Genomic DNA, 24,456 nt, shown 5'->3' with positions numbered 1-24,456 from the left:
CGTGTCGGCCGGCCGTCAGGCTGAGCCACCTTCCGTTCGCGACTGCGGGGCTCGCAACCCCGACTCACTCCTCGCGCTCACCCGATGGCGCGCGGATGCGCGGTGGCGTACACCTCGCGCAGTCGGTCCACGGTGACCAACGTGTACACCTGGGTGGTGGTCACCGAGGCGTGGCCGAGCAGTTCCTGCACCACGCGCACGTCCGCGCCGCCGTCGAGCAGGTGGGTGGCGTACGAGTGGCGCAGCGTGTGCGGGGAGACCGCGTCCGGCCCGTCGACCGGCAGGCCGGCCCGGTCGGCGGCGGCGCGCAGCACACCCCAGGCGCCCTGCCGGGTGAGCGGCCCGCCCCGGGCGTTGACGAACAGCGCCGGGGTGCCCCGCCCGGCGGCGAGCAGCGTCGGTCGGCCCCGGCTCAGCCAGGCGCGCACCGCGTCGGCGGCGTACCCGCCGACCGGCACGAGGCGGGCCTTGCCGCCCTTGCCGCGCAGCAGCACGGCGCCGGCGTCCAGGTCGAGGTCGTCGACGACCGCGCCGACCGCCTCGGAGACGCGCGCGCCGGTGCCGTACAGGAATTCCAGCAGCGCGCGGTCGCGCAGCGCGCGGGGCGCGTCGTCGCCGGTGGCGGTCGCCGGGCCGGTGGCGTCGATCAGCCGGAGCACGGCGTCGACAGGCAGCGCCCGGGGCAGCCGGCGCGGCGGGGTCGGCGGGCGGACGTCGCGGCCGGGGTCGCCGCCGGCCAGGCCCTCGCGCAGCGCGAAGCGGTGCAGGCCGCGTACCGCGCTGGCGGCGCGGGCGGTGGACGAGACGGCGAGCGGCGGGTGGTCGTCGTCGCCGGCCCGCAGCCGGGCCAGGTGGGACTCGACCTCGGCCGGGCCGGCGGCGGCCAGGTCGGTCACCCCGGCGGCGGCCAGCGTGTCGAGGTAGCGGTCCAGGTCCCGGCGGTACGAGGCGAGCGTGTTCCCGGACAGGCCACGCTCGACGGTGAGGTGGTCCAGGTAGCTCCGGACCGCGCGGCGCAGGGCCGGCGCGGGTGTCGCGCCGGCCCGGTGCGCCTCGGGGTCGGTCAGCTCAGCACCTCGGCCAGCGGCAGCACGTCCATGCCGTGCGCCTCGGCGACCGGGCCGTAGACGACCCGCCCGTCGTGGGTGTTCAGGCCCAGCGCCAGCGCCGGGTCGCCGCGCAGCGCCTTGCGCCAGCCCTGGTTGGCCAGTTCGAGCGCGTACGGCAGGGTGACGTTGGTCAGCGCGTAGGTGCTGGTGTTCGGCACCGCGCCGGGCATGTTCGCCACGCAGTAGAAGATCGAGTCGTGCACCTTGTAGACCGGGTCGGCGTGCGTGGTGGGGCGCGAGTCCTCGAAGCAGCCGCCCTGGTCGATGGCGATGTCGACGAGCACGCTGCCCGGCTTCATCCGGGAGACCAGCTCGTTGGAGATCAGCTTCGGGGCCTTCGCGCCGGGCACCAGCACCGCGCCGATGACCAGGTCCGCGTCGAGCACGGCCCGCTCGATCTCGTACGCGTTGGAGGCGACGGTCTGCAGGTGGCCCCGGTAGATGGCGTCGGCGGAACGCAGCCGGGCCACGTTCTTGTCCAGCAGCAGCACCTCGGACTGCAGGCCCAGCGCGATGGCGGCGGCGTTCAGGCCGGACACGCCGGCGCCGATGACCACGGTCTTGGCCGCGTACACGCCGGAGACGCCGCCGGGCAGCACGCCCCGGCCGCCGCCGGTGCGCATCATGTAGAACGCGCCGACCTGCGGGGCGAGCCGGCCGGCCACCTCGGACATCGGGGCGAGCAGCGGCAGCGACCGGTCCGGCAGCTCGACCGTCTCGTACGCGATGCCGGTGACCTTGCGGTCCACGAGCGCGTCGGTGCACTCACGGGAGGCGGCCAGGTGCAGGTAGGTGAAGAGCACCTGCCCCTCGCGCATGCGGGGGTACTCCTCGGCGATCGGCTCCTTGACCTTGAGCACCAGCTCGGCGGTGTCCCAGACCTCGTCGGCGGTGGCCAGGATCTTCGCGCCGGCGGCGGCGAACTCCTCGTCGGTGATGCTGGAGCCGACCCCGGCGCCCGCCTCGACGAAGACCTCGTGACCGTGGCGGGTGAACTCGTTGACGCCCGCCGGCGTGATCGCCACCCGGTACTCGTGGTTCTTGACCTCGCGGGGGATTCCGACCTTCACGATGCAGACACCTTCCTCCGGGGCGCGGCTCACCCCCGACAGCGCGGCGCCGCGACGGCTCCGTTGCCGACGCGGTCAGGTCCCGCCGGCGGCAGTCTAGGCGCGCGGACGGCGCGGGGACGCCGACACTGTGACATCCGGTGCCCGGTGGTGCTGACGGAGTGTCAGGCATGGACCGGGCTGGCCGGTGGAGACGCCATCAGCCGACAGGACAGACTTCGGTAAATATCTTCCCACCGGTGGGGTGCCGGCGCGCGCGGAACGCGAGTGGATCACTATGGTGTCCGCTCATGACCACTCCTTACCAGCAGCACCCGTACGGCGTCTCGGACAAGAGCAAGGTCGTCGCGGGCATCCTCCAGATCCTCCTCGGCGGCTTCGGCATCGGCCGGTTCTACATGGGCGACACCAAGACCGGCGTCATCCAGCTCGTGGTCACACTCGTGACCTGTGGCTTCGGCGCGATCTGGGGCCTCGTCGACGGCATCCTGATCCTGGTCAACGGCGGCGTCGACGGCCAGGGCCGCCCGCTGCGCGACTGAACGGCGAACCGGAAAGGGGCCGTGCGGCGTCTGCCGCGCGGCCCCTTCGTCGTCGGTTCCGATCAGCGCGGCAGCGGCGCCTCCGGGCGACGCAGCTCGGTGAAGCCGGTCTCCCGGGCCCGGGCGGCGGCGAGCAGCCCGGCCACGCAGGCCGCGTTGGTGATCTCCCCGGCCAGGACCATCCGGACCGCCTCGTCGAGGTCGACCCGGACCACCTGGAGGTCGGCCTCCTCCTCACGCCGGTCGTGCCGCTGTGCCGCCGGCACGTCGGCGAGGTCGCGGGCCAGGAAGACGCGCACCACCTCGTCCGAGAAACCGGGCGAGCTGTGCAGGTCGACGAGCACGTCGACGCGCCCCGCGGTCAGGTCGGCCTCCTCGGCCAGCTCCCGCGCCGCCGCGGCGGCCAGGTCCTCCCCGCTGACGTCCATCAGCCCGGCGGGCAGCTCCCACAGGTGCCGACCGACCGGGTGCCGGTACTGGCGGATCAACACCACCTGACCGGCGTCGTCGAGCGCCACCACCGCCACCGCGCCCACGTGCCGGACGTAGTCGCGGGCCGCGGTGCCGCCGCCGGGCATGGTCACGTCGTCGCTGACCACCGAGAAGATCCGGCCGGACCAGACGTCCCGACGCGCGGTCACCTCGTACCGGTGCTCGACGCCGCTCACTTCGCCGCCGCCTTCGTGCCGCCGTTGCGGCCGGCCTTCTTCGCCGCGGCGGCGTCCGCCGGGCCGTCCAGGTCGACCGGGAGCTGGTCGGACTCGGAGTACGCGACCGCGGCGGCCACGAACGCCGCGAACAGCGGGTGCGGACGGGTCGGGCGGCTCTTCAGCTCCGGGTGCGCCTGGGTGGCCACGAAGAACGGGTGCAGGTTACGGTCCAGCTCGACGAACTCGACCAGCCGGCCGTCCGGCGAGGTGCCGGAGATGGTCAGGCCGGCCTTGGTGAGCTGGTCGCGGTAGGCGTTGTTCACCTCGTACCGGTGCCGGTGCCGCTCGCTGACCTCGGTGCTGCCGTACGCCTGGGCGACGATCGACCCCTCGGCCAGCGTCGCCGGGTACGCCCCGAGCCGCATGGTGCCGCCCAGGTCGCCGCGGCCGGCCACGATGTCCTCCTGGTCGGCCATGGTGGCGATGACCGGGTGCACGGCCTCCTCGTCGAACTCCAGCGAGTTCGCCCCGTCCAGACCGGCCAGGTGGCGGGCCACCTCGATGGTCATGCACTGGAGGCCGAGGCAGAGGCCGAGCAGCGGGACGCCGTTCTCCCGGGCGAACCGGGCGGTGCCCACCTTGCCCTCGATGCCGCGCACCCCGAACCCGCCGGGGATCACGATGCCGTCCACGCCGGCCAGCGCGGCGGCGGCGCCGGCCGGGGTGACGCACTCGTCGCTCGGCACCCACTTGAGCTGCACCCGGGCGCGGTGGCCGAACCCGGCCGCCCGGATCGCCTCGCTCACCGACAGGTACGCGTCGGGCAGGTCGACGTACTTGCCGACCAGCGCGACGGTGATGGTGTGGCGCGGCTGGTGCACCCGCTCCAGCAGGTCGTCCCAGCGGGTCCAGTCGACGTCGCGGAACGACAGGCCGAGCCGGCGCACCACGTACGCGTCCAGGCCCTCGCGGTGCAGCACCTTCGGGATGTCGTAGATGCTCGGCGCGTCCGGGGCGGCGGTGACCGCCTCCCGGTCCACGTCGCAGTAGAGCGAGAGCTTCTCCTTGACCTTCTCCGGGATCTCCCGGTCGCAGCGCAGCACCAGCGCGTCGGGCTGGATGCCGATGCTGCGCAGTTGCGCCACCGAGTGCTGGGTCGGCTTGGTCTTCAGCTCGCCCGACGGCGCCAGGTAGGGCACCAGCGACACGTGCAGGTAGAAGCAGTTGTCCCGGCCCAGGTCGTGCCGGATCTGGCGGATCGACTCCAGGAACGGCAGCGACTCGATGTCGCCGACCGTGCCGCCGACCTCGGTGATCACCACGTCGGGGACCTGGCCGTCGGCGTCCGGGTCGGCCATACCGAGGATCCGGGCCTTGATCTCGTTGGTGATGTGCGGGATGACCTGGACCGTGTCGCCCAGGTATTCGCCGCGCCGTTCCTTGGCGATCACCGCCGAGTAGATCTGCCCGGTGGTGACGTTCGCCTTGCCGGAGAGGTCACGGTCGAGGAACCGCTCGTAGTGGCCGACGTCGAGGTCGGTCTCCGCCCCGTCCTCGGTGATGAACACCTCGCCGTGCTGGAACGGGTTCATCGTGCCGGGATCGACGTTCAGGTACGGGTCGAGCTTCTGCATCACCACGCGCAGCCCGCGCGCGGTCAGCAGGTTGCCGAGGCTGGAGGCGGTGAGGCCCTTGCCCAGCGAGGAGGCGACTCCCCCGGTGACGAAAATGTGCCTGGTCGTCCGTGCTGAAGGGGCCAAGGCCTGCTCCCGTGTCGTCCGTAGCGGTCGTGCGAACCGCCGTGCCGATCAGACAAGTGATCACGCGATCCACGGGATTCCACGGTAACACCATCCGGACCGTGAGCCGGCGTCGCACCCGCTGTCGGCGCACGTCGGGCCCCGTCGCCCGTGATCAACTCCGGTGCGTGGGGGTGGCTGCCCCCGGCGCCGTGGCCACCGCGGTCGCCCCCGGACCCGCCGGGCCCGCGCCACCGGGACCGGACCCGTCCGACGACGCCGCGCCGCCCTCTCCCCCGGGCCGGCCGCTGTCCGGCAGCGTGCGGTCGGTGGAGTGGTCGAGCACCCGCAGCGCGGCCAACGCCGCCATCGGCACCACCAGCGCGCCGGCCGCGCCGGCCACGTCCAGCGCGGAGCCGCCCAGCACGCCGCCCAGCCCGGCGGCCACCCCGGTGCCGGCCATCGCCGCCCGGATCGCCGGATAGATGCCGAACAGCCGCATCAGCCCGCCCCACGGCTGGAGCAGCGCCAGCCAGACCAGCGCGGCCCCGGCCAGGGCCAGCACGGTCAGCGGGCTGTTCACCAGCGTCTGGAAGTTCGAGGTGCTGGACCGGTGCACGGTCAGGCCGCCGGTGCCGTCCCCGAGCGCCGCCAGGAAACGGCCCAGGCTGCCCCGCTCGGCCGCCGGCCGGCCCAGGTCGACGAGCGCGAAGCCGATGGTGACGGCCAGCCCGGCCATGGTGGCCCAGGCGAGGCGGCTGACGGTCAGCCAGCCACCGCCGCAGATCGCCGCGGCCACGCTCACCCCGGCGGTGAGCGCGATCGCGCCGATCGAGTCCGCGCCCAGGTACGGGCTGCCCACGATCACCACCGCGGTGCCGGCCACGGCCACCATCACGGTCGGCCGCCAGGTACGGCGGACCCGCTGGGCAAGCCAGCCCCCGCAGAGCAGCGACCCGGCGATGAACACGCCCAGACCGACCGTGCCCAGGCCGGCGTACCGGCCGCCCTCCAGCGCGGAGTAACCCACCACGCCGTTGAGTTGCAGCCGGGAACCGGTCAGCACGTCCACGCCGACCACCAGCGTGGCCAGCCCGGCGACCGCGCCGAGCGGCCCGAGCGTGCGGTCGTGCCCGGGAGCGAACCGGACCACCGCCGTGCCGCCGACGATGAGCAGTGCGGTCACCGAGGCGAACCACCAGCCCGCGTGGGTCCCGCGCCACCAGGGCACCGCGTCGGCCAGCAGCGCCGCCGGCACCGCCAACGCGGCGGCGACCAGCAGCAGCTCCACCACCGCGACCACCCGCCGGGACACCGGCTCCGGCCCGTGCGGCCCGGCGAGCCGGCGGGCCCGCCGCAGCAGCGGCAGCACCGCCACCGCGAGCGCCATCTGGGCGGCGGCGAGCAGCGTGAAGAACCAGCCGGCGACCCGGCGTTGGGCCGCCGCCTCCCGGTCCGCGTCGGCCGGCGCCGTGATCGCGTCCGGCAGGTCGTCCGGCCGGTCGTCGACGGTCACCGCGGGCCGGCCGAGGAACAACCGCTCCGGCATCGGCCGGCCGAGCGCGGCGAGCGCGGTCGGGGCCAGGTCGACCAGTTGCAGGTAGCCGGCCCGGGCGGTGCTCGGCGACGTCAGCCAGCCGCCGTCCCAGCCGGGACCGTCCGCGACGGCGACGTGCAGCCGCGCCGGCGAGTCGGTGTCGGAGACGCCGGCCACCAGCACCAGCGAGCGCGGCGGCCGGGCGGCGAGCACCCGGGCGAGCCGGGCGTCGGCCTGGCGCGCCTGGGCGGCCCGGACGGCCGGGTCGTCGTCGTCGACCGTGCCCACGTCGACGATGCTCAGCACGCAGGAGCCGAGCAGTTCCGCCGGGTCGTCGGGCAGCGCCGGCTCGTACCTGTCGACGCGGCCGAACGGGCGGGCGGCGGCCACCGCCGCGCCCGGCCCGACCGCCACCGAACAGCGCACCGACTCGGCCAGCGCGCCCGGCACCGCGCCCCAGGCGAGCTTCTCCTGGTTGTGGGCGACGACGCCCGGCTGGTCGGGCAGGTTCGCGCCGATCCCGTCGGGCTGCTCGACGGTCACCCCGGTGGCCGGGCAGCCGCCGGGACGGCTGCCGTTCCAGGCCGCGAAGTTGCCCGCGCCGAGCGTCAACCAGCCGTCCACCGGGCAGGTGGGGCGGTGCGCGGAACGCACCGAGAGGGAACCGATCGCGCCCTGCTCGGCCATCCGCCACAGCGTCGGCGTGTTCTGCGGATCCACGTCGTCCCAGCGCAGGCCCGCCGCGCCGACCAGCACCACGAAGTCGGCGCTGCGCCGGGGCCCGCCGTCGTCCGGACGGGCGGCCAACGCGGTGATGCCCAGGGCCACCACCACCAGGGTCAGCAGCACCGGGGTCAGTCTGCGCAGCATCAGCGGTTCCCCGGAGAATGCTGCGGCGTCAGCTCGGCGTACAGGTCGGCGAGCGTGGCCACGGTGTCCGCCTCGGTGGGCCAGGTCGCGGCGCGGGCCGCGCCCCGGCGGCCCAGGTCGGCCCGGCGGGCCGCGTCGTCGAGCAGTTCGCGCACCGCCGCGTCGACCGCGTCCACGTCGCCGGCCGGGACCAGCACCGCGGCGTCGCCGACCAGCTCCGGCAGGCCACCGACCGCGGTCGCCACCAGCGGCACACCGGCACGCAGCGCCTCCTGCGCGAACAGTTGGCGGGCCTCCCAGTCGCTGGTGACCACCGCCAGGTCGGCGCCGGCCAGCAGGTCCGCCACATCGGTGCGGTGCCCGAGCAGGGTCACCGGCGCGCGGGCGGCCGAGATCCGCGCCGCCAGCGGCAGGTAGGCGGGTCCACTGCCGGCGATCACCACCACCGGGGCGGGGACCCGGGTCCGCCAGCGGGCGGCGGCGTCGATCAGCACGTCGTACCGCTTCTGCGGGTGAAGCCGGCCCACCGACAGGATCAGCGGGCGGTCGGCGGTGACGCCGAACTCGGCCCGCACCGCGGCGCGACGGCGGCCCGGCGGGGGCAGCGTCGGCGCGGCGACCGGCGCCAGCCGGGCGTCGGCGGCGCCCAGCGCGGCGGCCCGCTCGACCAGGTCGGCGGAGGCGCCCAGCGCGACCCGTACGGAACGGGCGACGACGCGCTCCACCAGTCGGGACGCCGCGCCGCGCAACCCGCCGGCGAGCACCGCGTTGTGCCAGGTGACCACCAGCGGGACGGTGGGCCGGGCGAGCGCGGCCACCAGGCCGGCGCGCAGGCCGTGCGCGTGCACCACGTCGACAGGCGTCTCCGCCAGCGCCCGGCGCAGCGCGCCGACCGCGCGCGCGTCCCCGGGGGTGGGGCTGGCCGGGATCTCCACCGGCGTGAACCGGGCGCCCGTCTGAGTGAAGTCGAACTGTTCCTGGGTGGCGGCCGGTCCGCAGACCAGCACCGACGCGCCGGCCCCGGTCAGCCCGCGGGCGACCGAGCGGACGTGCTGCCCCACCCCGCCGGTGCTGGAGGCGAGCACCAGCGCGACCGACCCGGGCCAGCGCGATGCCGGCGAGGCGTCCGTCATGAGGAAACGATCTCCTTTCCGTCGCCCCGCTCGCCGGGTTGCTGGTCCGCCGGCGGGTCGTCGGCCGGTCGCCGGCGACGCAGCCGGCGGGTCACGGCCGCGAGCAGCGGCCGCAGGTCGCGGGCGTCGGTCAGCCAGGCGACGGCGAGGAACAGGACGCCCACCACGACCCCGGACAGCATGCCCTGCGCGAGGGCCGCGAGCGTCGTCGGGGTCCCGTCCCCCAGCCGCTCCAGCCAGCGGGCGGTGGCCACCCCGCCCGCGGCGGCGACCGCGGCGGCCAGCAGCCCGGCGGCGCCGGCCCGGCCGATGCCGGCCAGCGCCTCCGGGCCGGCGGCGCGCCGTACGGCGGCGACCAGCAGCGCGCCGAGCAGCAGCATGCCGGCGGACGTGGCAAGCGTCACCGCCGGCACCCGGTCGGCCAGCGGCAACGCCTGGCCGGCCAGAACCGCCAGGGCGGGCACGCTCAGCCAGCCGAGCGCGGTGGCGACCGTGGCCGAGCGGGTCTCGCCGCGCGCGTAGAGCGCCCGGGTGAGGACCGCGAACAGGCCGTAGCCGAGCAGGCCGGGGGCGAAGCCGGCGATGCCGGCCGCGGCGGTCCGCGCGTCCACCGGGTCGGGGAAGAAGAAGTGCCCGACCGGGATCGCGGTGCCGGCCAGCGCGGCGGCGCCGAGCAGGCTGAACAGCACCACCCCGCGCGCGGCCGGGGCGAGGGTGTCCCGGTAGGCGCGTTCGTCGCCGCCGGCCCGGGCCGCCACCAACGTCGGGTACGCGGCCACCGCGAGCGGCACCGCCAGCACCGACCAGGGCAGGAAGTAGACGGTCTGGGCCAGGTTGTAGACCCCGACGTCGGCGACCCGGCCGTAGGTGACCTGGTTGAGCGCGACGACCAGGGCGATCTGCTGGGCCGTCACGGTGACCACCCCGGCGGCCACCAGGCCACCGACCCGGGCCCGGGCGTCGACCGGGAAGCGGTAGCCCCAGCGGGGTCGCAGCCGCAGTCGGCGCAGCGGGATCAGCAGGGACAGCGAGAGCACCACCACGCCGAGCGTGGTGCCGCCGGAGAGCAGCAGTTCCCCGCCGCGGCCCACCTCGCCGATGCCGGCCCGCCGCCCCTCGGCGGCGGTGAAGGCGAGGTAGACCGCGATGACGGTGACGCTGGACAGCAGCGGCGCGAGCACCGGCCAGGCGAACCGGCGGTGCGCCTGGAGCACCCCGGTGAGCACGATGCCGACGCCGTAGAGCGGCAACTGGGGCGCGAAGACCCGCAGCATCCGTGCCCCGGCGGCCTGCTGGACCGGGTCCAGGCCGTGCCCGAGCAGGCCGGTCAGCGGCTCGGCGAGCAGCGCCACCAGCACCGCCAGCGGGACCAGCAGGCTCAGCGTCCAGGTCAGCAGCGCCCCGGTGGTGGCGGCCACCGCCCGCCGGTCACCCGCGGCGACGGCGCCGGCCAGCAGCGGTACGACCAGACTGGCCAGCGCCCCACCGGCGACGATCTCGAAGATGACGTTCGGGACGTAGTTCGCCACCAGGTAGGCGCCACCGAGGTCGGTGGGGGCGAGCGTCCAGGTGAACACCGCGGTGCGACCGAAGCCGACGAGCCGGCTGACCACGGTGAGCACGGCGATGAGGGCTGCCGCCCCGGCGACACGGCCGACGGCGGCGAGGGGTGCCGGTTTCGTCACGTCAGTCGGCTAGCCGGCCCAGCTCGTCGAGGTGCCGCAACCCCGGTGTCCGGTGGATGACCTGGGTGAAGCTGACCTTCTCGCTGGCGGCGGTGAGCGCGGCGAGCACGGCCAGCACCCCGGCCCGCCCGAGCGGCCCGGTACGCGCGGCGAGGCTCACGCCGAGCAGCGCGCCGAGCGCGTTGGCGCCGCTGTCGCCGACCATCACCCGCTCGCCCAGGTCGTCGCGCAGCAGGCCGGCCGCGGCGCCGACCGCGCCGGCCGCGATGCCGCCGTGCGGGCCGGTGGACAGCGGCGCGCCGAGCAGCAGGCCGGACTTCAGCGCCCGGCCGGGGCGCAGGTCGAGCAGGTTGACCAGGTTGGCGGTGCCGGCCACCACGCCGGCGCCGAGCAGCACGTCGACCCCGCGGCCGAACGCGCCGGCCCGCTGGCGGCGCGGGTGGGCGGCGACCCGCCGGTCGGCGGCGAGCAGCGCCGCGGCGCCGAGCCCGGCGGCGCCCACCCCGGCGACCTTGACCAGCCCGGCGGTGACCCGGCCCTCGCGCAGCGCGGCGAGGTGACCGGCGAAGCCCTTGGCGGCCTTCTGCTCCGGGCGCGCGCCGACCACGTCGTCGTAGAGCCCGACCGCGCCCGCGCCGACGCCGGCCAGCAGCGCGGCGGCGCCGGCCGGGGCGCTGCCGGCGCCGAGCGCGCCCGCGGTGGCGGCGCCCACGGCCAGGGCCGGGCCGGCGGCCAGGGTCACCGTGCGGCCCCGGAAGTTGGTGCGCTCCAGCGCCGGCGCGCTCGGTGACGTGCGCACCTCCCGAAGCGCGTAGCGGGCGGCCAGCACCCCCGCGCCCACGGTCAGCAGCCGACCCAGTCTCACGCGACCCCTCCGATCCGGATCTCCCACGCGGCGCGGCACGGACCGGACGGCCCGGGCGCGATCACTCGGGCAGTTTAGGCAGCCGGGAGGCGGCGTTGTCGCCCACGCCGTACTGGCCGGCCTTCTTGCCGGTGAGCTGCTCGGCCAGGGCGAGGCTGGTGACCAGCTGTCCCTGCATGGTGTTGGCGTTGTCGACGGTGGAGATGGTCTGCGACAGCACCGGGTCGCCGCGGACCACGGCCACCAGGTTGCCGCCGGTCGAGCCCATGCCGGCGACCACGACCGCGCCGGCGCGGTCGAACTGCTCGGCGACCTTCACCACCGACTCGTCCTTCTTGGCCGAGTCCTTGTCCACGTACGGCTGGCCGGTGACCAGCACCACCGCCTCGGCGGGGCCGGTGATCCGGTCCTCCGGGGTGAGGTAGCCGGCCTCCGCGTACTTCTGGAGCACGCTGCGCCGGTCGGCCTCGCTGACCGTCGGGCTGCCCGCCGGGCGCTCCAGCAGGACGTTGGCCAGCAACGCGCTGGAGGTCTCCACGCCGTGCCCGTTGCCGGGCAGGTTGGCGGTGGGGGCGCTGTTCGGGCGGGCGGCGGTGACGGCCAACTCCAGCAGGTTGTTGTTGCTGTCCGGGTTGACGAACTTGTCCTGCACGGTGACCCGGCCGGTGACGTCCGCGCCGGCGGTGCGGAGCATCTTCACCACGCCCTCGGTCTGGTCCCGGCCGCTGGGCAGCGTGAGCACCACCACCCGCCGGCCGGTCAGCTTGCCGGTCAGGACGAGCGGCGCCATCTCGCCGACGAAGTCCTCCTCGGTCTCCAACTGCTTCTGCATGTCGTTGACCGACTGGCGCATCAGCGAGTTGTCCTTGCGCAGGCCGTTGACGTTCTCCCGGAGCGAGTCGGCGACCGGGCCGTTGAGGGCGGCTGTGCCGACCACCAGGCCGATCGCCAGCGCGAGGAAGACCGCGGTCAGGGACACCACGTGGTAGCGGAAGTTGATCACGCTTGCAGCCTCTTGATCGTCGGGGAAGCTAGAAGAGCTGGCCGAGCTGGAACACGAAATTGTCCCACCATTCGGAGACCACGCCCAAATACGCCTTCCCGACGGTGGAGACGGCCACCGCGGAGGCCATCGCGGCGACCGCCGAAAGGACCAGCAGCAGCAGCGAGGACCCGGAGATGCTCTGCCGGTAGAGCCGGCTGACGCCCTTGGCGTCGACCAGCTTGCCGCCCACCTTCAGCCGGGTGAGGAACGTCGACGCCATGCCCCCGCGGCCCTTGTCGAGGAACTCCACCAGGGTGGCGTGGGTGCCGACGGCCACCAGCAGCGAGGCGCCCTTCTCGTCGGCCAGCAGCATGGCCAGGTCCTCGCTGGTGGCCGCCGCCGGGAACGTGATCGCGGGCACGCCCAGGCCGTTGACCCGGGCCAGACCGGGGGCCCGCCCGTCCGGGTAGGCGTGCACGATCACTTCGGCGCCACAGCGCAGCACGTCGTCGGTGACCGAGTCCATGTCGCCGATGATCATGTCGGGGGTGTAGCCGGCCTCGACCAGCGCGTCGGCCCCGCCGTCCACGCCGATCAGCACCGGCTTGAACTCGCGGATGTAGGGCCGCAGCACGTCCAGGTCGGCCTTGTAGTCGTAGCCCCGGACCACGATCAGGCAGTGCCGGCCCTGCATCTGGGTCTGGATCTCCGGCACACCGACGCCGTCGAGCAGCAGGTCGCGTTCCTGCCGGAGGTAGTCCATCGTGTTGGCGGCGAACGCCTCCAACTGCACCGACAGGCCCTCCCGGGCGTCGGCCATCGACTTGCCGACCGTCTCCGCGTCCTGGAGCGCGCCGTGCGCGACCGGCTCCGTGCCCACGAAGACGGTGTTGCCCTCGATGCGCACCAGATCGCCCTCGCGGACCTGCTCGAAGACGCCCTCGCCGAGATCGTCCAGGAGCGGGATGCCGGCCGAGACCAGCACCTCGGGGCCGAGGTTGGGATAGCGCCCGGACACCGACGGCTTGGCGTTCAGCACCGCGGCCACGCCGACCGCGACGAGCGAGTCGGCCGCCACCCGGTCCAGGTCGACGTGGTCGATGACCGCGATGTCACCCGGACGCAGGCGGCCGACCAGCCGTTTCGTCCGACGGTCGAGGCGGGCGGTGCCGAGAATCGAGCCCGGTTCCGCGTTCCGGGTCCGGCGCAGTGTGGGTAGACGCATCGTGACCATCCTGGCATGTGGGGCAGGTTCTGCTGTCGCGACATGCCTGAGCAGGGCCGCCTACCCAGGGAAGCACACCGGGACGCGCCCCGGTGTGCTTGCGCTCACAATCGGGGTATCACGGACGCCGTTCCTTGGCCGCCACGGCCAGGAGTTCCTCGGCGTGGGCGATACCCAGATCGGAGTCCGGCAAACCGGCGAGCATCCGGGCCAGCTCCCGGGCCCGCTCGGTGTCCTCCACCACGCGGACGCCGCTGGTGGTCACCGCGCCCCCGGTGTCCTTCGCCACCACCAGGTGCCGGTCCGCGAACGCGGCCACCTGGGGCAGGTGGGTCACCACGAGCACCTGGTGGCTGCGCGCCAACCGGGCCAGCCGCCGGCCGATCTCCACCGCCGCCTGCCCGCCGACACCGGCGTCGACCTCGTCGAAGACCAGCGTGGGCGGGCCGCCGGAACCGGCGAAGACCACCTCGATGGCGAGCATCACCCGGGACAGCTCACCGCCGGAGGCGCCCCGCTGCAACGGCAACGACGGCGCGCCGGGATGCGCCAACAGCCGCAGCTCGACCTCGTCGGCGCCGTCCGCGCCGACGCCCGCCTCGACGCCGTTGACCGGCAGGCTCGGCTCGGACCGCCCGGCCGCCCGCGGCAGCACCGCCACCTCGATCCGGGCGTGCGGCATGGCCAGCCCGGCCAACTCGACGGTGACCTGATCGGCGAAGCGACCGGCGGCCTCCTGCCGGGAGGCGGAGACCCGACCGGCGAGGTCGGCCACCTCACCGGCGAGGCGGGCCGCCTCCCGGTCCAGTTCGTCCAGCAACTCGTCGGAGGTGTCCAGTTCGGACAGCCGGACGCGGGCCCGCTCGGCCCAGGCCACCACGCCGTCCACGTCGTCGGCGTACTTGCGGGTGAGCCCGCGCAGCGCGGCCCGTCGCTCGTAGATCGTCTCCAGCCGGGCCGGATCGGCGTCCAGCGCGGTCAGGTAGGTGGACAGCTCGGCGGCCACGTCGGTGACCAGCGTGGCGACCTCCTCCAGCCGGGCCGCCAGCTCGCCGAGCGCCGGGTCGGTGCCGGCCTGCGCCTCCAGTGTGCGGCGGGCGGTGCCGAGCAGCACGGCCACGTCGGGCGTGTCGTCGGTCGCCTCCACACCGCCGGCCACGCACTGCTGCGCCACCTGCGCCGCGGTGCGCAGCCCCTCGGCGTGCTCCAGCCGCTGCGCCTCCGCCTTCAGCTCGTCGTCCTCCCCCGGCTGCGGATCGACCCGGGTGATCTCGTCGAGGCCGAGCCGGAGCAGATCGGCCTCCTGGTTGCGCTCACGGGCGTTGCGCCGCCGGTCGGCCAGGTCGTCGACCACCGCCCGCCACCGCGCGTACGTCTCGCGCAGCGCGTCCAGCAGCTTCTCGTGCTCGGCGCCGGCGAAGCGGTCGAGCGCGGCCCGCTGCTCGGCCGGACGCAGCAGGCGCAACTGGTCGGACTGGCCGTGCACCGCCAGCGCCTGCTCGCCGACCTCGCCGAGCGTCGCCACCGGCATGCTGCGCCCGCCCAGGTGGGCCCGCGAGCGCCCCTCGATCGTGACGGTGCGGCTGAGCAGCAGTGAGCCGTCCTCGTCGGGCTCGCCGCCGGCGTCGATGATCCGGGCGTGCACCGCCTCGGCCACCCGGCCCCGCAGCCGCAGCCGCCCCTCCACCACCGCGCGGCCCGGCTGGGCCCGCACCCGACCCGCGTCGGCCCGGCCGCCGAAGAGCAGGCCGAGACCGGTCACCACCATGGTCTTGCCGGCGCCGGTCTCGCCGGTGATGACGTTCATCCCCCCGGCCAGCGGCAGCGTGGTGTCCTCGATGACGCCCAGTCCGGTGATGCGCAGCTCTTCCAGCACAGCACCCGACAGTAGCCCCGCCGGGTGACAGTTGACCAGCCGGCACGGTGACCGGCGACGGTCGCTTTGCGCTTTCCCGGAAAGAGTGGCTATCCGGCGCCGGATAGCCACTCTTTCCGGGAAACAGCGCGCTCGGCAATGGGGGTGGGTGTGGAGTCGGGGCGCCGGGCGTCGGCCAGCTCGTGCGCCGCCGCTTCCTCCGGCGGCGGCTCAACGACCTGTCGGCCCGACCGGGGTCGACACCCGACCGGGCCGGACGTGCCGGTCCGCCCGCCGCGGCCGGCCACGGCGCTCCGGCACCCCGACCGTCGCGGCTCCGACCACCCCCTGGCCGAACCCGCGACCGTCGGGCCACGCCACCTCCGAGTCGGCGGGCCTCACCGCCGCGCCCGGACTCACCTCGACGCGGCCCGTCCCGCCCACCGTAACGCGCCGCGGCGTACCGGGCACCGAAGCTGAGCCGTCGATCAGCGGCGGTTGCCGCGCCAGCCCTGCACGGGCAGGTCGAACTTGGCCACCAGCCGATCGGTGAACGGGCGGTCCCGCAGCCGCACGATGCGCACCGGCAACGCGCCCCGACGCACCGTGACCCGGGCGCCGGGTGGCAGGTCGTAGACCCGCCGGCCGTCGCAGCAGAGCACCGCGAGCGTGGTGAACGGATCGACGGTGATGACGAACGTGGAGGTCGGCGCCGTGACCAGTGGGCGGCTGAACAACGCGTGCGCGCTGATCGGCACCAGCAGCAGCGCCTCCACCTCGGGCCAGACCACCGGCCCGCCACCGGAGAACGCGTACGCGGTGGAGCCGGTCGGGGTCGCGCAGACCACGCCGTCGCACCCGTACCGGGAGAGCGGCCGACCGTCGACGTCGACGAGCAGCTCCAGCATCTGGGCCCGCTCGCCCTTCTCCACGCTGATCTCGTTGAGCGCCCACGACTCGATGGTCGGCCCGCCGTCGAACTCGGCGGTCACGTCGAGGGTCAACCGCTCGTCCACCGTGTAGTTACGCGCGACCACGTCCCGCACCGCGGCGTCCAGGTCGTTCATCTCCGCCTCGGCCAGGAAGCCGACCTTGCCGAGGTTGATGCCGAGCAGCGGCGCCTTGGCCGGACGGGCCAACTCGGCGGCGCGCAGGAACGTGCCGTCCCCGCCCAGCGCGAACACGATCTCCGCGCCCTCGGCCGCCTCCGGACCGGTCACCGGCACCACGCCCGGCAGGTCGAGGTCGTCGGCCTCCTCGGCCACCACCCGGACCTCGAACCCGTTCGCGATCAGGTCGGCGGCGACCGCCCGGGCGTGCTCGGTGCTGCGTCGACGGCCGGTGTGCGTCACCAGCAGCGCGGTGCGACTCACCCGGACACCTCCTCGGTCGTGGCCGCCGTCGCGGCGGCACCCTGCGGACCCGCGGCCACCACCGCGCGTACCCGGTCGGGTTCGGCGGCGGGCGCGTCCCGGCGCAACCATACGAAGAACTCGACGTTGCCGCTCGGCCCGGGCAGCGGGCTGGCCGCCACGTCGGCCAGGCCGAGACCGAGTCGCGCGGCGGCGGCGGCCACGTCGAGCACCGCCTCGGCGCGCAGCGCCGGGTCCCGCACCACCCCGCCGGCGCCCACCCGTTCCTTGCCCACCTCGAACTGCGGTTTGACCATCAGCGCCAGGTCGCCGTCGGGCCCGGTGCAGCCGGCCAGCGCGGGCAGCACCAGACGCAGCGAGATGAACGACAGGTCGGCCACCGTCAGGTCGACCGGACCGCCGATCGTCTCCGGCGTGAGGGTACGCACATTGGTGCGCTCGAGGACCCGGACCCGCTCGTCGGTGCGCAGCGGCCAGGCGAGCTGCCCGTAGCCGACGTCCACGGCCACCACCTCGGCCGCGCCGGCGCGCAGCAGCACGTCGGTGAAGCCGCCGGTGGAGGCGCCCGCGTCCAGGCAGCGCCGGCCGGTCACCACCAGCCCGCCCGGCCCGAACGCGGCAAGCGCGCCGGCCAGCTTGTGGCCGCCCCGGGAGACGTACTCCTCGGCCGGGTCCTCGCCGGTGACCAGCAGCGGATCGGCGGGGTCGACCATGGCGGCGGGCTTGCGGGCCGGCACCCCGCGCAACTGGACGCGACCGGCCTCCACCAGCGCGGCGGCCTGCTCCCGGGAGCGGGCCAGACCGCGGCGGACGAGTTCGGCGTCCAGTCGGGTACGACGAGCCATCGGTGTCCGTTCTCCGCCTCTGCTCAGGCCTGGTCGATACCGGCCAGGGTCTCGCGCAGCGTCTCGTACGCCGCCTCGTACTGGGCGATCTGGTCCGCCGGGGCGAGCGCCTCCGCGTTCGCCATGCCGCGCACCGCGGCGTCCACCGCCGGGTGCCGCGCCTCGCCAACCTCCTCGACCGGCGCGGAGCGTACCCCCGGGGGCGGACCGGGCCGCGGACCCGGGGGCGGACCGGGCCGCGGACCCGGGGGCGGACCGGGCCGCGGACCCGGGGGCGGACCGGGCCGCAACGGCGCGCTCACGAGCCGTCCGCCCGACGACCGGTGGCCTTCCGCGCCGGTCGGGCGGACGCGGCCGACGACTCGTCGGCCGGCGAGTCGACCGACGGCTCGTTTGCCGGTGTGCGCGCCACCGTGGCCGCGGGCTTGCGCGCCACCGCCTTCCTGGCCACCGCCTTCTTCGCGACCGCCTTGGTCGCCGTGGTGCCGCCCGGCGTGGCCGCGGCAGGCGTGGCCGCACTCGGCGTGGCCGCACTCGGCGTGGCCGCACTCGGCGTGGCCGCGGTCGGCTCGGTCCCGCTCGACGCCGATGCGGGCGGCTCGGGCGCGGTCGACGCCGACGCGGTCGACGCCGGGGCGGACGTGGTCGTCGGCTCGACGGGCGTGCGCGCCTCGCGCAACTGCCGCTCCAGGTCGTGCACGCGCCGAGTCAGCTCGGCGACCTCGTCGGCGGTGGCCAGCCCGACCGCGCCCAGCGCCCGGTCGACCTCGAAGCGGACCAGTTTGGTCAGCGCCTCCCGGTTCGCCAGGCCGGTGGCGACCAGCTCCTCGGCGAGCGACTGGAGCTGACCGGCCGTCGCGCCGCCCTGACCGACGACGCGCATCACCGCGTCCTGCGCCTTCTTCCGGGGCGCCTCCGTCAGGCCCATGGCCAGCGAGAGGTAGGCGCGCCACGCGTCCTGCATGCCTGAGTCCTTCCACGGGGCGAGGTGTGCAGGTGCCACGCTACCGGGCACCTGGGACGAACCATTGCGGTACGGTGCCGGGGAACGGCATGGCTCATGGTGAGGAGACGATGTGGCCAGCGTGGACGAATGCCGGCAGGCGTTGCAGGACCTGGCCGACCGGCTGGACCGGCACGCCGAGGCGCAAGGCAAGATCGATCTCGACCGCACCCTGGCCTGCCGGATCACCGACCTGGGCACCGCGTTCCACGGTCGGCTGGAAGGCGGCCGGCTGGTCGGGCTGACCGACGGCGACGACCCGAAGGCCAAGATCGCGCTGAGCATCGCCGGCGACGACCTGATCGCCCTGGTGCACGGCAAGCTCGACATCATGTCGGCGGTGGCGTCCCGCCGGGTCTCCGTCAAGGCGAACCCGTTCGACCTGATGAAACTCCGCAAACTGCTCTGACGACGCCGTCGCCGGGCGCTCGTCCGCAGCGGGGTCCCGGCCGCCCGGCTCAGCCGTCGACGCGGTCGAGCCCGAACGCGGCGAGCGCTTCCGCCGCCGCCGGGGACGCGGCCCGCACCCGCGGGTCGGCCGCCGTCGACCAGGCCACCGCGCAGAGCGCCGCGAGCGCGTCCAACGGCCGTCCCGCGCCGTCGAGAACCAGCTCCCCGTCGGTCGCCGTCACCGACCAGCCGCCGGTCTCGGGTCGGCCGGGCACCGCCACCACGGCCGCCGCGTCGAAGAGCCCCGCCAGGTCGAAGGAGACGTACGCCGGCCGGCGCGACTCGGGCGCCGCCAGCAACTCGGCCGCGTCGCTCACCCCGGTCAGCACCAGCAGGCTGTCCAGCCCGGCCCGGCGGGCCCCCTCGATGTCGGTGTCCAACCGGTCGCCCACCACGAGCGTGCGCCCGGTTCCGGCGCGGCGCGCGGCGGTGGCGAACAGCGCCGGTTCCGGCTTTCCCACCACCACGTCGGGGTCCCGGCCCAGCGCGGTACGCAGCACCGCCACCAGGGAGCCGTTCCCGGGCAACGGCCCACGCGGGCTGGGCAGTGTGCGGTCGGTGTTCGTGGCGTACCAGGGCGCGCCCGCCCGCACCGCCAGGGACGCCTCGGCCAGCTCGGACCAGCCGACCTGCGGGCCGTAGCCCTGGGCCACGGCGGCCGGCTCCTCGTCGACCGTCGACACCGGCCGCAGGCCCACCGCACGCAGTTCCGCACGCAGCGCTTCCGCGCCGACCACCAGCACCGGCGCGCCGGCCGGCAACCGGTCCCGGAGCAGCTCGGCGGTGGCGGCCGCGGAGGTCAGCACCTCCACCGGCTCGGCCGGCACACCCATGCCGGTGAGCAGGTCGGCCACCTCGCTGGACCGGCGCGAGGCGTTGTTCGTCGCGTACGCGACCGCCCGCCCCTCGGCCCGCAGCCGGCCGACCGCCTCGACCGCGCCGGGGATGGGCCGGTCGATCAGGTAGATGACCCCGTCCAGGTCGAAGACCACCAGGGCGTACCCGTCGACCAGCCGCCCGTCCAGCCCGGTGCGGTCGGCACGAGCCCGCTCCACCCCGGCACCGGTGTCGGTGTCCCCGGCGTGCCCGCTCACCGGCGCTCCGCCGCCTCGTCCCCGCCCGGCGCGTGCCCACCGGCCGTCGCCCGGTTCTCCGCCTGGTCGGCGGGGGCATCGCCGGCGGCGGCGAGCGAGCCGGCCTCGTCGTCGGTCAGCTCGTCGTCGGTCAGGTCGGCGGCGTCGCGGTCCCGGTAACCGGCCCGAGCCGCGTCGCCGGCACCGGACGTGTCGGCGCGGTCGCCGTTCGGGCCGGCGTCACCGTTCCGGTCGAGGTCGTCGTCCTCGTCCTCGTCGAGGTCGTCCTCGTCCTCGTCGTCCTCGTCGAGGTCGTCCTCGTCGTCGGAGTCGCCGTGCGTGGCCGAGGAGTCCGCGCCGGTCGGGTCGTCGTCCGACTCGTCGTCCTCGTCGTCGCCCTCGATGACCACGCCGTCGAGCTCCAGCAGCCGCTCGGCGGCGTCGGTCTCACCGTCGGAGTCGATGTCGGAGGCGCGGGAGAACCACTCGCGCGCCTCCTCGCGCCGACCCACCGCGAGCAGCGCGTCCGCGTACGCGTAGCGCAGCCGGGCCGCCCACGGCTCGGCCGACTCGGCGGTCAGCTCACGGACCTGGAGCATCGCCACGGCCGCGTCCTTCTGGCCCAGGTCGCCACGCGCGCCGGCGGCCACGATCAGCAGCTCGATGGCGACGGCCTGGTCGAGCTTGGCCTGATCCGCACCACGGAACAGGTCGATCGCCCGCTCCGGCCGGCCCAGCGCCCGCTCACAGTCGGCCAGCACCGCGAGGTGGCTCTGCAGGCCGGTCATCCGGTGGTACGTCCGCAGCTCGGCGATGGCCGTCTGCCACTCCCCCGAGTGGTACGCGGCCAGCCCGACCGCCTCACGCACCGCAGCGATCCGCGAGGCCAGCCGTCGGGCCGCCATCGCGTGCGCCAACGCCAGCGTCGGGTCCTCGTCGATCAGCAGGCCGGTCGCGACCAAGTGCCGGGCGACGGTCTCCGCCACCGGCTTGGCGAGCGAGAGAAGCTCCGCCCGTACGGTCGAGTCGAGGTCGCTCGCGACCACGTCGTCCGGCAGCTCCGGCGCCTCTCCGGTACGTCCCTCGCCCCGCTCGTCCTGACGCTCGCGCTGCGGGCCGTAGCCGCCCGGCCGACGGTCGTCCCGGTCCGGCCGGTCGCCGTAGCCACGGCGCTCCCCATCCCGCTCGGTACGCCCACCGCGGTAACCGCCCTCCCGGTGGTCACCCCCACGGTCGTCTCGACGGAAGCCACCCTCGCGACGGTCACCACTCGGCGCACCGCCGGCACGGTCATCGCGGCGGAAGCCACCCTCGCGACGGTCACCACCCTGGAAACCACCGTCACGGTCCCCGCCTCGGAAACCACCCTCACGACGGTCGCCACCGCGGAAACCACCTTCACGGTCCCCGCCTCGGAAACCACCGGAGCGCTCGCCGCCCTGGAAGCCACCCGAGCGCTCGCCACCACGGAAGCCGCCCTCACGACGCTCACCAGTGGGTCCGCCGGCACGGTCGTCGCGGCGGAAGCCGCCCTCACGACGGTCCCCGCCACGGAAGCCACCCTCGCGGTCACCACCACGGAAGCCACCCTCGCGACGGTCACCACCGCGGAAACCGCCCTCGCGGTCACCACCACGGAAGCCACCTTCACGGCGGTCGCCACCGGAGGTACCGCCGGCACGGTCGTCGCGGCGGAAGCCGCCCTCGCGACGCTCGCCGCCCCGGAAACCACCGTCACGGTCGCCACCGCGGAAGCCACCCTCACGACGGTCACCACCACGGAAGCCACCCTCGCGACGCTCGCCGCCCCGGAAGCCGCCCTCGCGACGGTCGCCGCTCGGCGCACCACCGGCACGGTCGTCGCGGCGGAAGCCGCCCTCGCGACGGTCACCACCGCGGAAGCCACCGTCACGGTCGCCGCCCCGGAAACCACCCGAGCGCTCACCGCCACGGAAACCGCCCTCACGACGGTCACCACCCCGGAAGCCGCCGTCACGACGTTCGCCGCTCGGCGCACCACCGGCACGGTCGTCTCGACGGAAACCGCCCTCGCGACGGTCGCCGCTCGGCGCACCACCGGCACGGTCATCGCGGCGGAAGCCACCCTCGCGACGGTCCCCGCCCCGGAAGCCACCGTCACGGTCGCCACCGCGGAAGCCACCTTCACGACGGTCACCGCTCGGCGCACCACCGGCACGATCGTCGCGGCGGAAGCCGCCCTCACGACGCTCGCCGCCCCGGAAACCACCGGAGCGCTCACCGCCACGGAAGCCACCCTCACGACGGTCACCGCTCGGCGCACCACCGGCACGATCGTCGCGGCGGAACCCGCCCTCGCGACGGTCCCCGCCCCGGAAACCACTGTCACGGTCCCCGCCCCGGAAGCCACCGGAGCGCTCGCCGCCACGGAAGCCACCCTCACGGTCGCCGCCCCGGAAACCACCCGAGCGCTCGCCGCCACGGAAACCGCCCTCACGACGGTCACCGCTCGGCGCACCACCGGCACGGTCGTCACGGCGGAAGCCGCCCTCACGACGGTCACCGCCCCGGAAACCACCGGAGCGCTCGCCGCCACGAAAACCGCCCTCACGACGGTCACCGCTCGGCGCACCACCGGCACGGTCGTCGCGGCGGAAGCCGCCCTCACGACGGTCACCACCACGGGTGCCGCCGGCGCGGTCGTCGCGACCGCCCCGGTACGAGGGGCGATCATCGCGGCGGGCGTCGCCGCGCCCCTCGCCACGGTCGGCGCGATCCTCGTAGCGACGGGGGCGGTCCCCGCCCTGGGGTCCAGAGCTCACAGGTGCATCCTTCCTGATGGCGTTTCCGCCAGAAACGCTAACGCAGTCGAGGGCCGACCCTCATGGGGCGGCCCTCGACTGGAAGATTGTCCGGCGGTGTCCTACTCTCCCACACCCTCCCGAGTGCAGTACCATCGGCGCTGGAGGGCTTAGCTTCCGGGTTCGGAATGTAACCGGGCGTTTCCCCTCCGCCATGACCGCCGTAACTCTATGAACATATCAACCAACAACCCACACAGGGTTCGGTGTTTGTTCAGAGTTGCACAGTGGACGCGTAGCAGCTTAGTAGTCAAGTCCTCGGCCTATTAGTACCGGTCAACTGAACCCGTTACCGGGCTTACATTTCCGGCCTATCAACCCAGTCGTCTAGCTGGGGGCCTTACCCCACAAAGTGGGTGGGATACCTCATCTTGAAGCGAGCTTCCCGCTTAGATGCTTTCAGCGGTTATCCCTTCCGAACGTAGCTAACCAGCCGTGCCCCTGGCGGGACAACTGGCACACCAGAGGTTCGTCCGTCCCGGTCCTCTCGTACTAGGGACAGCCCTTCTCAAGTATCCTACGCGCACGGCGGATAGGGACCGAACTGTCTCACGACGTTCTAAACCCAGCTCGCGTACCGCTTTAATGGGCGAACAGCCCAACCCTTGGGACCTGCTACAGCCCCAGGATGCGACGAGCCGACATCGAGGTGCCAAACCATCCCGTCGATATGGACTCTTGGGGAAGATCAGCCTGTTATCCCCGGGGTACCTTTTATCCGTTGAGCGACACCGCTTCCACATGCCAGTGCCGGATCACTAGTCCCGACTTTCGTCCCTGCTCGACCTGTCAGTCTCACAGTCAAGCTCCCTTGTGCACTTGCACTCAACACCTGATTGCCAACCAGGCTGAGGGAACCTTTGGGCGCCTCCGTTACCCTTTAGGAGGCAACCGCCCCAGTTAAACTACCCACCAGACACTGTCCCTGAACCGGATAACGGTCCGAAGTTAGATACCCAAATCAACCAGAGTGGTATTTCAAGATTGCCTCCACCCATACTGGCGTATGGACTTCACCGGCTCCCACCTATCCTACACAAGCTAATTCAGATACCAATGTCAAGCTATAGTAAAGGTCCCGGGGTCTTTCCGTCCTGCCGCGCGTAACGAGCATCTTTACTCGTAATGCAATTTCGCCGGGCCTGTGGTTGAGACAGTGGGGAAGTCGTTACGCCATTCGTGCAGGTCGGAACTTACCCGACAAGGAATTTCGCTACCTTAGGATGGTTATAGTTACCACCGCCGTTTACTGGCGCTTAAGTTCTCCGCTTCGCCCCGAAGAGCTAACAGGTCCCCTTAACGTTCCAGCACCGGGCAGGCGTCAGTCCATATACATCGAATTACTTCTTCGCATGGACCTGTGTTTTTAGTAAACAGTCGCTTCCCCCTGCTCTCTGCGGCCATACAACGCTCCACCCGCGCGGGGCTTCACGTCTCCGGCCCCCCTTCTCCCTAAGTTACGGGGGCAATTTGCCGAGTTCCTTAACCACAGTTCGCCCGATCGCCTCGGTATTCTCTACCTGACCACCTGTGTCGGTTTGGGGTACGGGCCGCTAAGAACTCGCTAGAGGCTTTTCTCGGCAGCATAGGATCACTGACTTCACCTG

At 74.0% G+C, this 24,456-nt stretch carries 20 protein-coding genes and 2 rRNA genes (1 of these 22 running past the window's edge); 2 read left to right on the top strand and 20 right to left on the bottom strand.

Going from position 1 to position 24,456, the window contains the following annotated elements; genetic code table 11:
• Positions 1–77 precede the first annotated feature (77 nt).
• Positions 78–1,067, bottom strand: coding sequence for a site-specific tyrosine recombinase XerD (locus OG767_RS13360; protein WP_405094212.1), 990 nt, complete (start codon positions 1,065–1,067; stop codon positions 78–80).
• Positions 1,064–2,179, bottom strand: coding sequence for an alanine dehydrogenase (ald, locus tag OG767_RS13355; protein ID WP_281939851.1), 1,116 nt, complete (start codon positions 2,177–2,179; stop codon positions 1,064–1,066). The genes OG767_RS13360 and ald overlap by 4 nt, the downstream gene beginning before the upstream one ends.
• Positions 2,180–2,349: 170 nt before the next feature.
• Between ald and OG767_RS13350 the strand changes: the two genes are divergently transcribed.
• Complete coding sequence (locus OG767_RS13350) at positions 2,350–2,721, top strand: TM2 domain-containing protein (protein WP_107160804.1); 372 nt, start codon at positions 2,350–2,352, stop codon at positions 2,719–2,721.
• A 62-nt stretch (positions 2,722–2,783) separates the two neighbouring features.
• On the opposite strand, the gene OG767_RS13345 is transcribed toward OG767_RS13350, so the two are convergent.
• The 13 genes from OG767_RS13345 to OG767_RS13285 all read right to left on the bottom strand — a co-directional run bounded on the left by OG767_RS13345 (position 2,784) and on the right by OG767_RS13285 (position 18,447).
• Positions 2,784–3,389 (bottom strand): NUDIX domain-containing protein, encoded by a 606-nt coding sequence (locus OG767_RS13345; RefSeq protein ID WP_396777743.1) that lies wholly within the window; start codon positions 3,387–3,389, stop codon positions 2,784–2,786.
• Positions 3,386–5,131, bottom strand: a complete 1,746-nt coding sequence (locus tag OG767_RS13340; RefSeq protein WP_405093679.1) for a CTP synthase — start codon at positions 5,129–5,131, stop codon at positions 3,386–3,388. Before OG767_RS13340 ends, OG767_RS13345 begins: the two co-directional genes overlap by 4 nt.
• A 154-nt stretch (positions 5,132–5,285) precedes the next feature.
• Positions 5,286–7,517, bottom strand: a complete 2,232-nt coding sequence (locus OG767_RS13335; protein WP_405093678.1) for a hypothetical protein — start codon at positions 7,515–7,517, stop codon at positions 5,286–5,288.
• Positions 7,517–8,650, bottom strand: coding sequence for a glycosyltransferase family 4 protein (locus OG767_RS13330; RefSeq protein ID WP_405093677.1), 1,134 nt, complete (start codon positions 8,648–8,650; stop codon positions 7,517–7,519). Before OG767_RS13330 ends, OG767_RS13335 begins: the two co-directional genes overlap by 1 nt.
• Positions 8,647–10,335, bottom strand: a complete 1,689-nt coding sequence (murJ, locus tag OG767_RS13325; protein ID WP_405093676.1) for a murein biosynthesis integral membrane protein MurJ — start codon at positions 10,333–10,335, stop codon at positions 8,647–8,649. The genes OG767_RS13330 and murJ overlap by 4 nt, the downstream gene beginning before the upstream one ends.
• 1 nt (position 10,336) lies before the next feature.
• Positions 10,337–11,200, bottom strand: coding sequence for a hypothetical protein (locus tag OG767_RS13320; RefSeq protein WP_405093675.1), 864 nt, complete (start codon positions 11,198–11,200; stop codon positions 10,337–10,339).
• Between the two features lie 61 nt (positions 11,201–11,261).
• Positions 11,262–12,203 (bottom strand): copper transporter, encoded by a 942-nt coding sequence (locus tag OG767_RS13315; RefSeq protein ID WP_405093674.1) that lies wholly within the window; start codon positions 12,201–12,203, stop codon positions 11,262–11,264.
• Between the two features lie 28 nt (positions 12,204–12,231).
• Complete coding sequence (steA, locus tag OG767_RS13310; RefSeq protein ID WP_107160788.1) at positions 12,232–13,410, bottom strand: putative cytokinetic ring protein SteA; 1,179 nt, start codon at positions 13,408–13,410, stop codon at positions 12,232–12,234.
• A 118-nt stretch (positions 13,411–13,528) separates the two neighbouring features.
• On the bottom strand, positions 13,529–15,286 hold the full coding sequence (gene recN / locus OG767_RS13305; protein WP_405093673.1) for a DNA repair protein RecN: 1,758 nt from the start codon (positions 15,284–15,286) through the stop codon (positions 13,529–13,531).
• 467 nt (positions 15,287–15,753) lie between these two features.
• Complete coding sequence (locus OG767_RS13300; protein ID WP_281939834.1) at positions 15,754–16,638, bottom strand: NAD kinase; 885 nt, start codon at positions 16,636–16,638, stop codon at positions 15,754–15,756.
• Positions 16,635–17,483, bottom strand: a complete 849-nt coding sequence (locus OG767_RS13295) for a TlyA family RNA methyltransferase (protein ID WP_405093672.1) — start codon at positions 17,481–17,483, stop codon at positions 16,635–16,637. The genes OG767_RS13300 and OG767_RS13295 overlap by 4 nt, the downstream gene beginning before the upstream one ends.
• A 23-nt stretch (positions 17,484–17,506) precedes the next feature.
• Complete coding sequence (locus tag OG767_RS13290) at positions 17,507–17,773, bottom strand: hypothetical protein (protein ID WP_405094211.1); 267 nt, start codon at positions 17,771–17,773, stop codon at positions 17,507–17,509.
• Positions 17,774–17,781: 8 nt separating this feature from the next.
• Positions 17,782–18,447 (bottom strand): phasin family protein, encoded by a 666-nt coding sequence (locus tag OG767_RS13285; RefSeq protein ID WP_405093671.1) that lies wholly within the window; start codon positions 18,445–18,447, stop codon positions 17,782–17,784.
• A 112-nt stretch (positions 18,448–18,559) separates the two neighbouring features.
• Between OG767_RS13285 and OG767_RS13280 the strand changes: the two genes are divergently transcribed.
• Positions 18,560–18,895, top strand: coding sequence for an SCP2 sterol-binding domain-containing protein (locus tag OG767_RS13280; RefSeq protein WP_107160775.1), 336 nt, complete (start codon positions 18,560–18,562; stop codon positions 18,893–18,895).
• Positions 18,896–18,944: 49 nt separating this feature from the next.
• Here the strand turns inward: OG767_RS13280 and OG767_RS13275 are convergent, their stop codons facing one another.
• The 5 genes from OG767_RS13275 to OG767_RS13255 form a co-directional block, all read right to left on the bottom strand.
• Positions 18,945–19,991 (bottom strand): HAD-IIA family hydrolase, encoded by a 1,047-nt coding sequence (locus tag OG767_RS13275; protein WP_405094210.1) that lies wholly within the window; start codon positions 19,989–19,991, stop codon positions 18,945–18,947.
• A gap of 35 nt (positions 19,992–20,026) precedes the next feature.
• Positions 20,027–21,055: a tetratricopeptide repeat protein gene (locus OG767_RS13270; protein WP_405093670.1), complete on the bottom strand. Its 1,029-nt coding sequence runs from the start codon at positions 21,053–21,055 to the stop codon at positions 20,027–20,029.
• Positions 20,950–22,752 (bottom strand): hypothetical protein, encoded by a 1,803-nt coding sequence (locus OG767_RS13265; RefSeq protein ID WP_405093669.1) that lies wholly within the window; start codon positions 22,750–22,752, stop codon positions 20,950–20,952. The genes OG767_RS13270 and OG767_RS13265 overlap by 106 nt, the downstream gene beginning before the upstream one ends.
• 146 nt (positions 22,753–22,898) lie before the next feature.
• A 5S ribosomal RNA gene (rrf, locus tag OG767_RS13260) occupies positions 22,899–23,015 on the bottom strand.
• 80 nt (positions 23,016–23,095) lie between these two features.
• A 23S ribosomal RNA gene (locus tag OG767_RS13255) occupies positions 23,096–24,456 on the bottom strand; it runs 1,748 nt beyond the window's last position.

This window comes from Micromonospora sp. NBC_01392, from assembly GCF_045040125.1.
In the GTDB taxonomy this organism is placed as follows: Bacteria; Actinomycetota; Actinomycetes; order Mycobacteriales; family Micromonosporaceae; genus Micromonospora.
The sequence above is the reverse complement of the archived record's forward strand: the minus strand, read 5'-3'. Positions and strand labels throughout refer to the sequence as shown.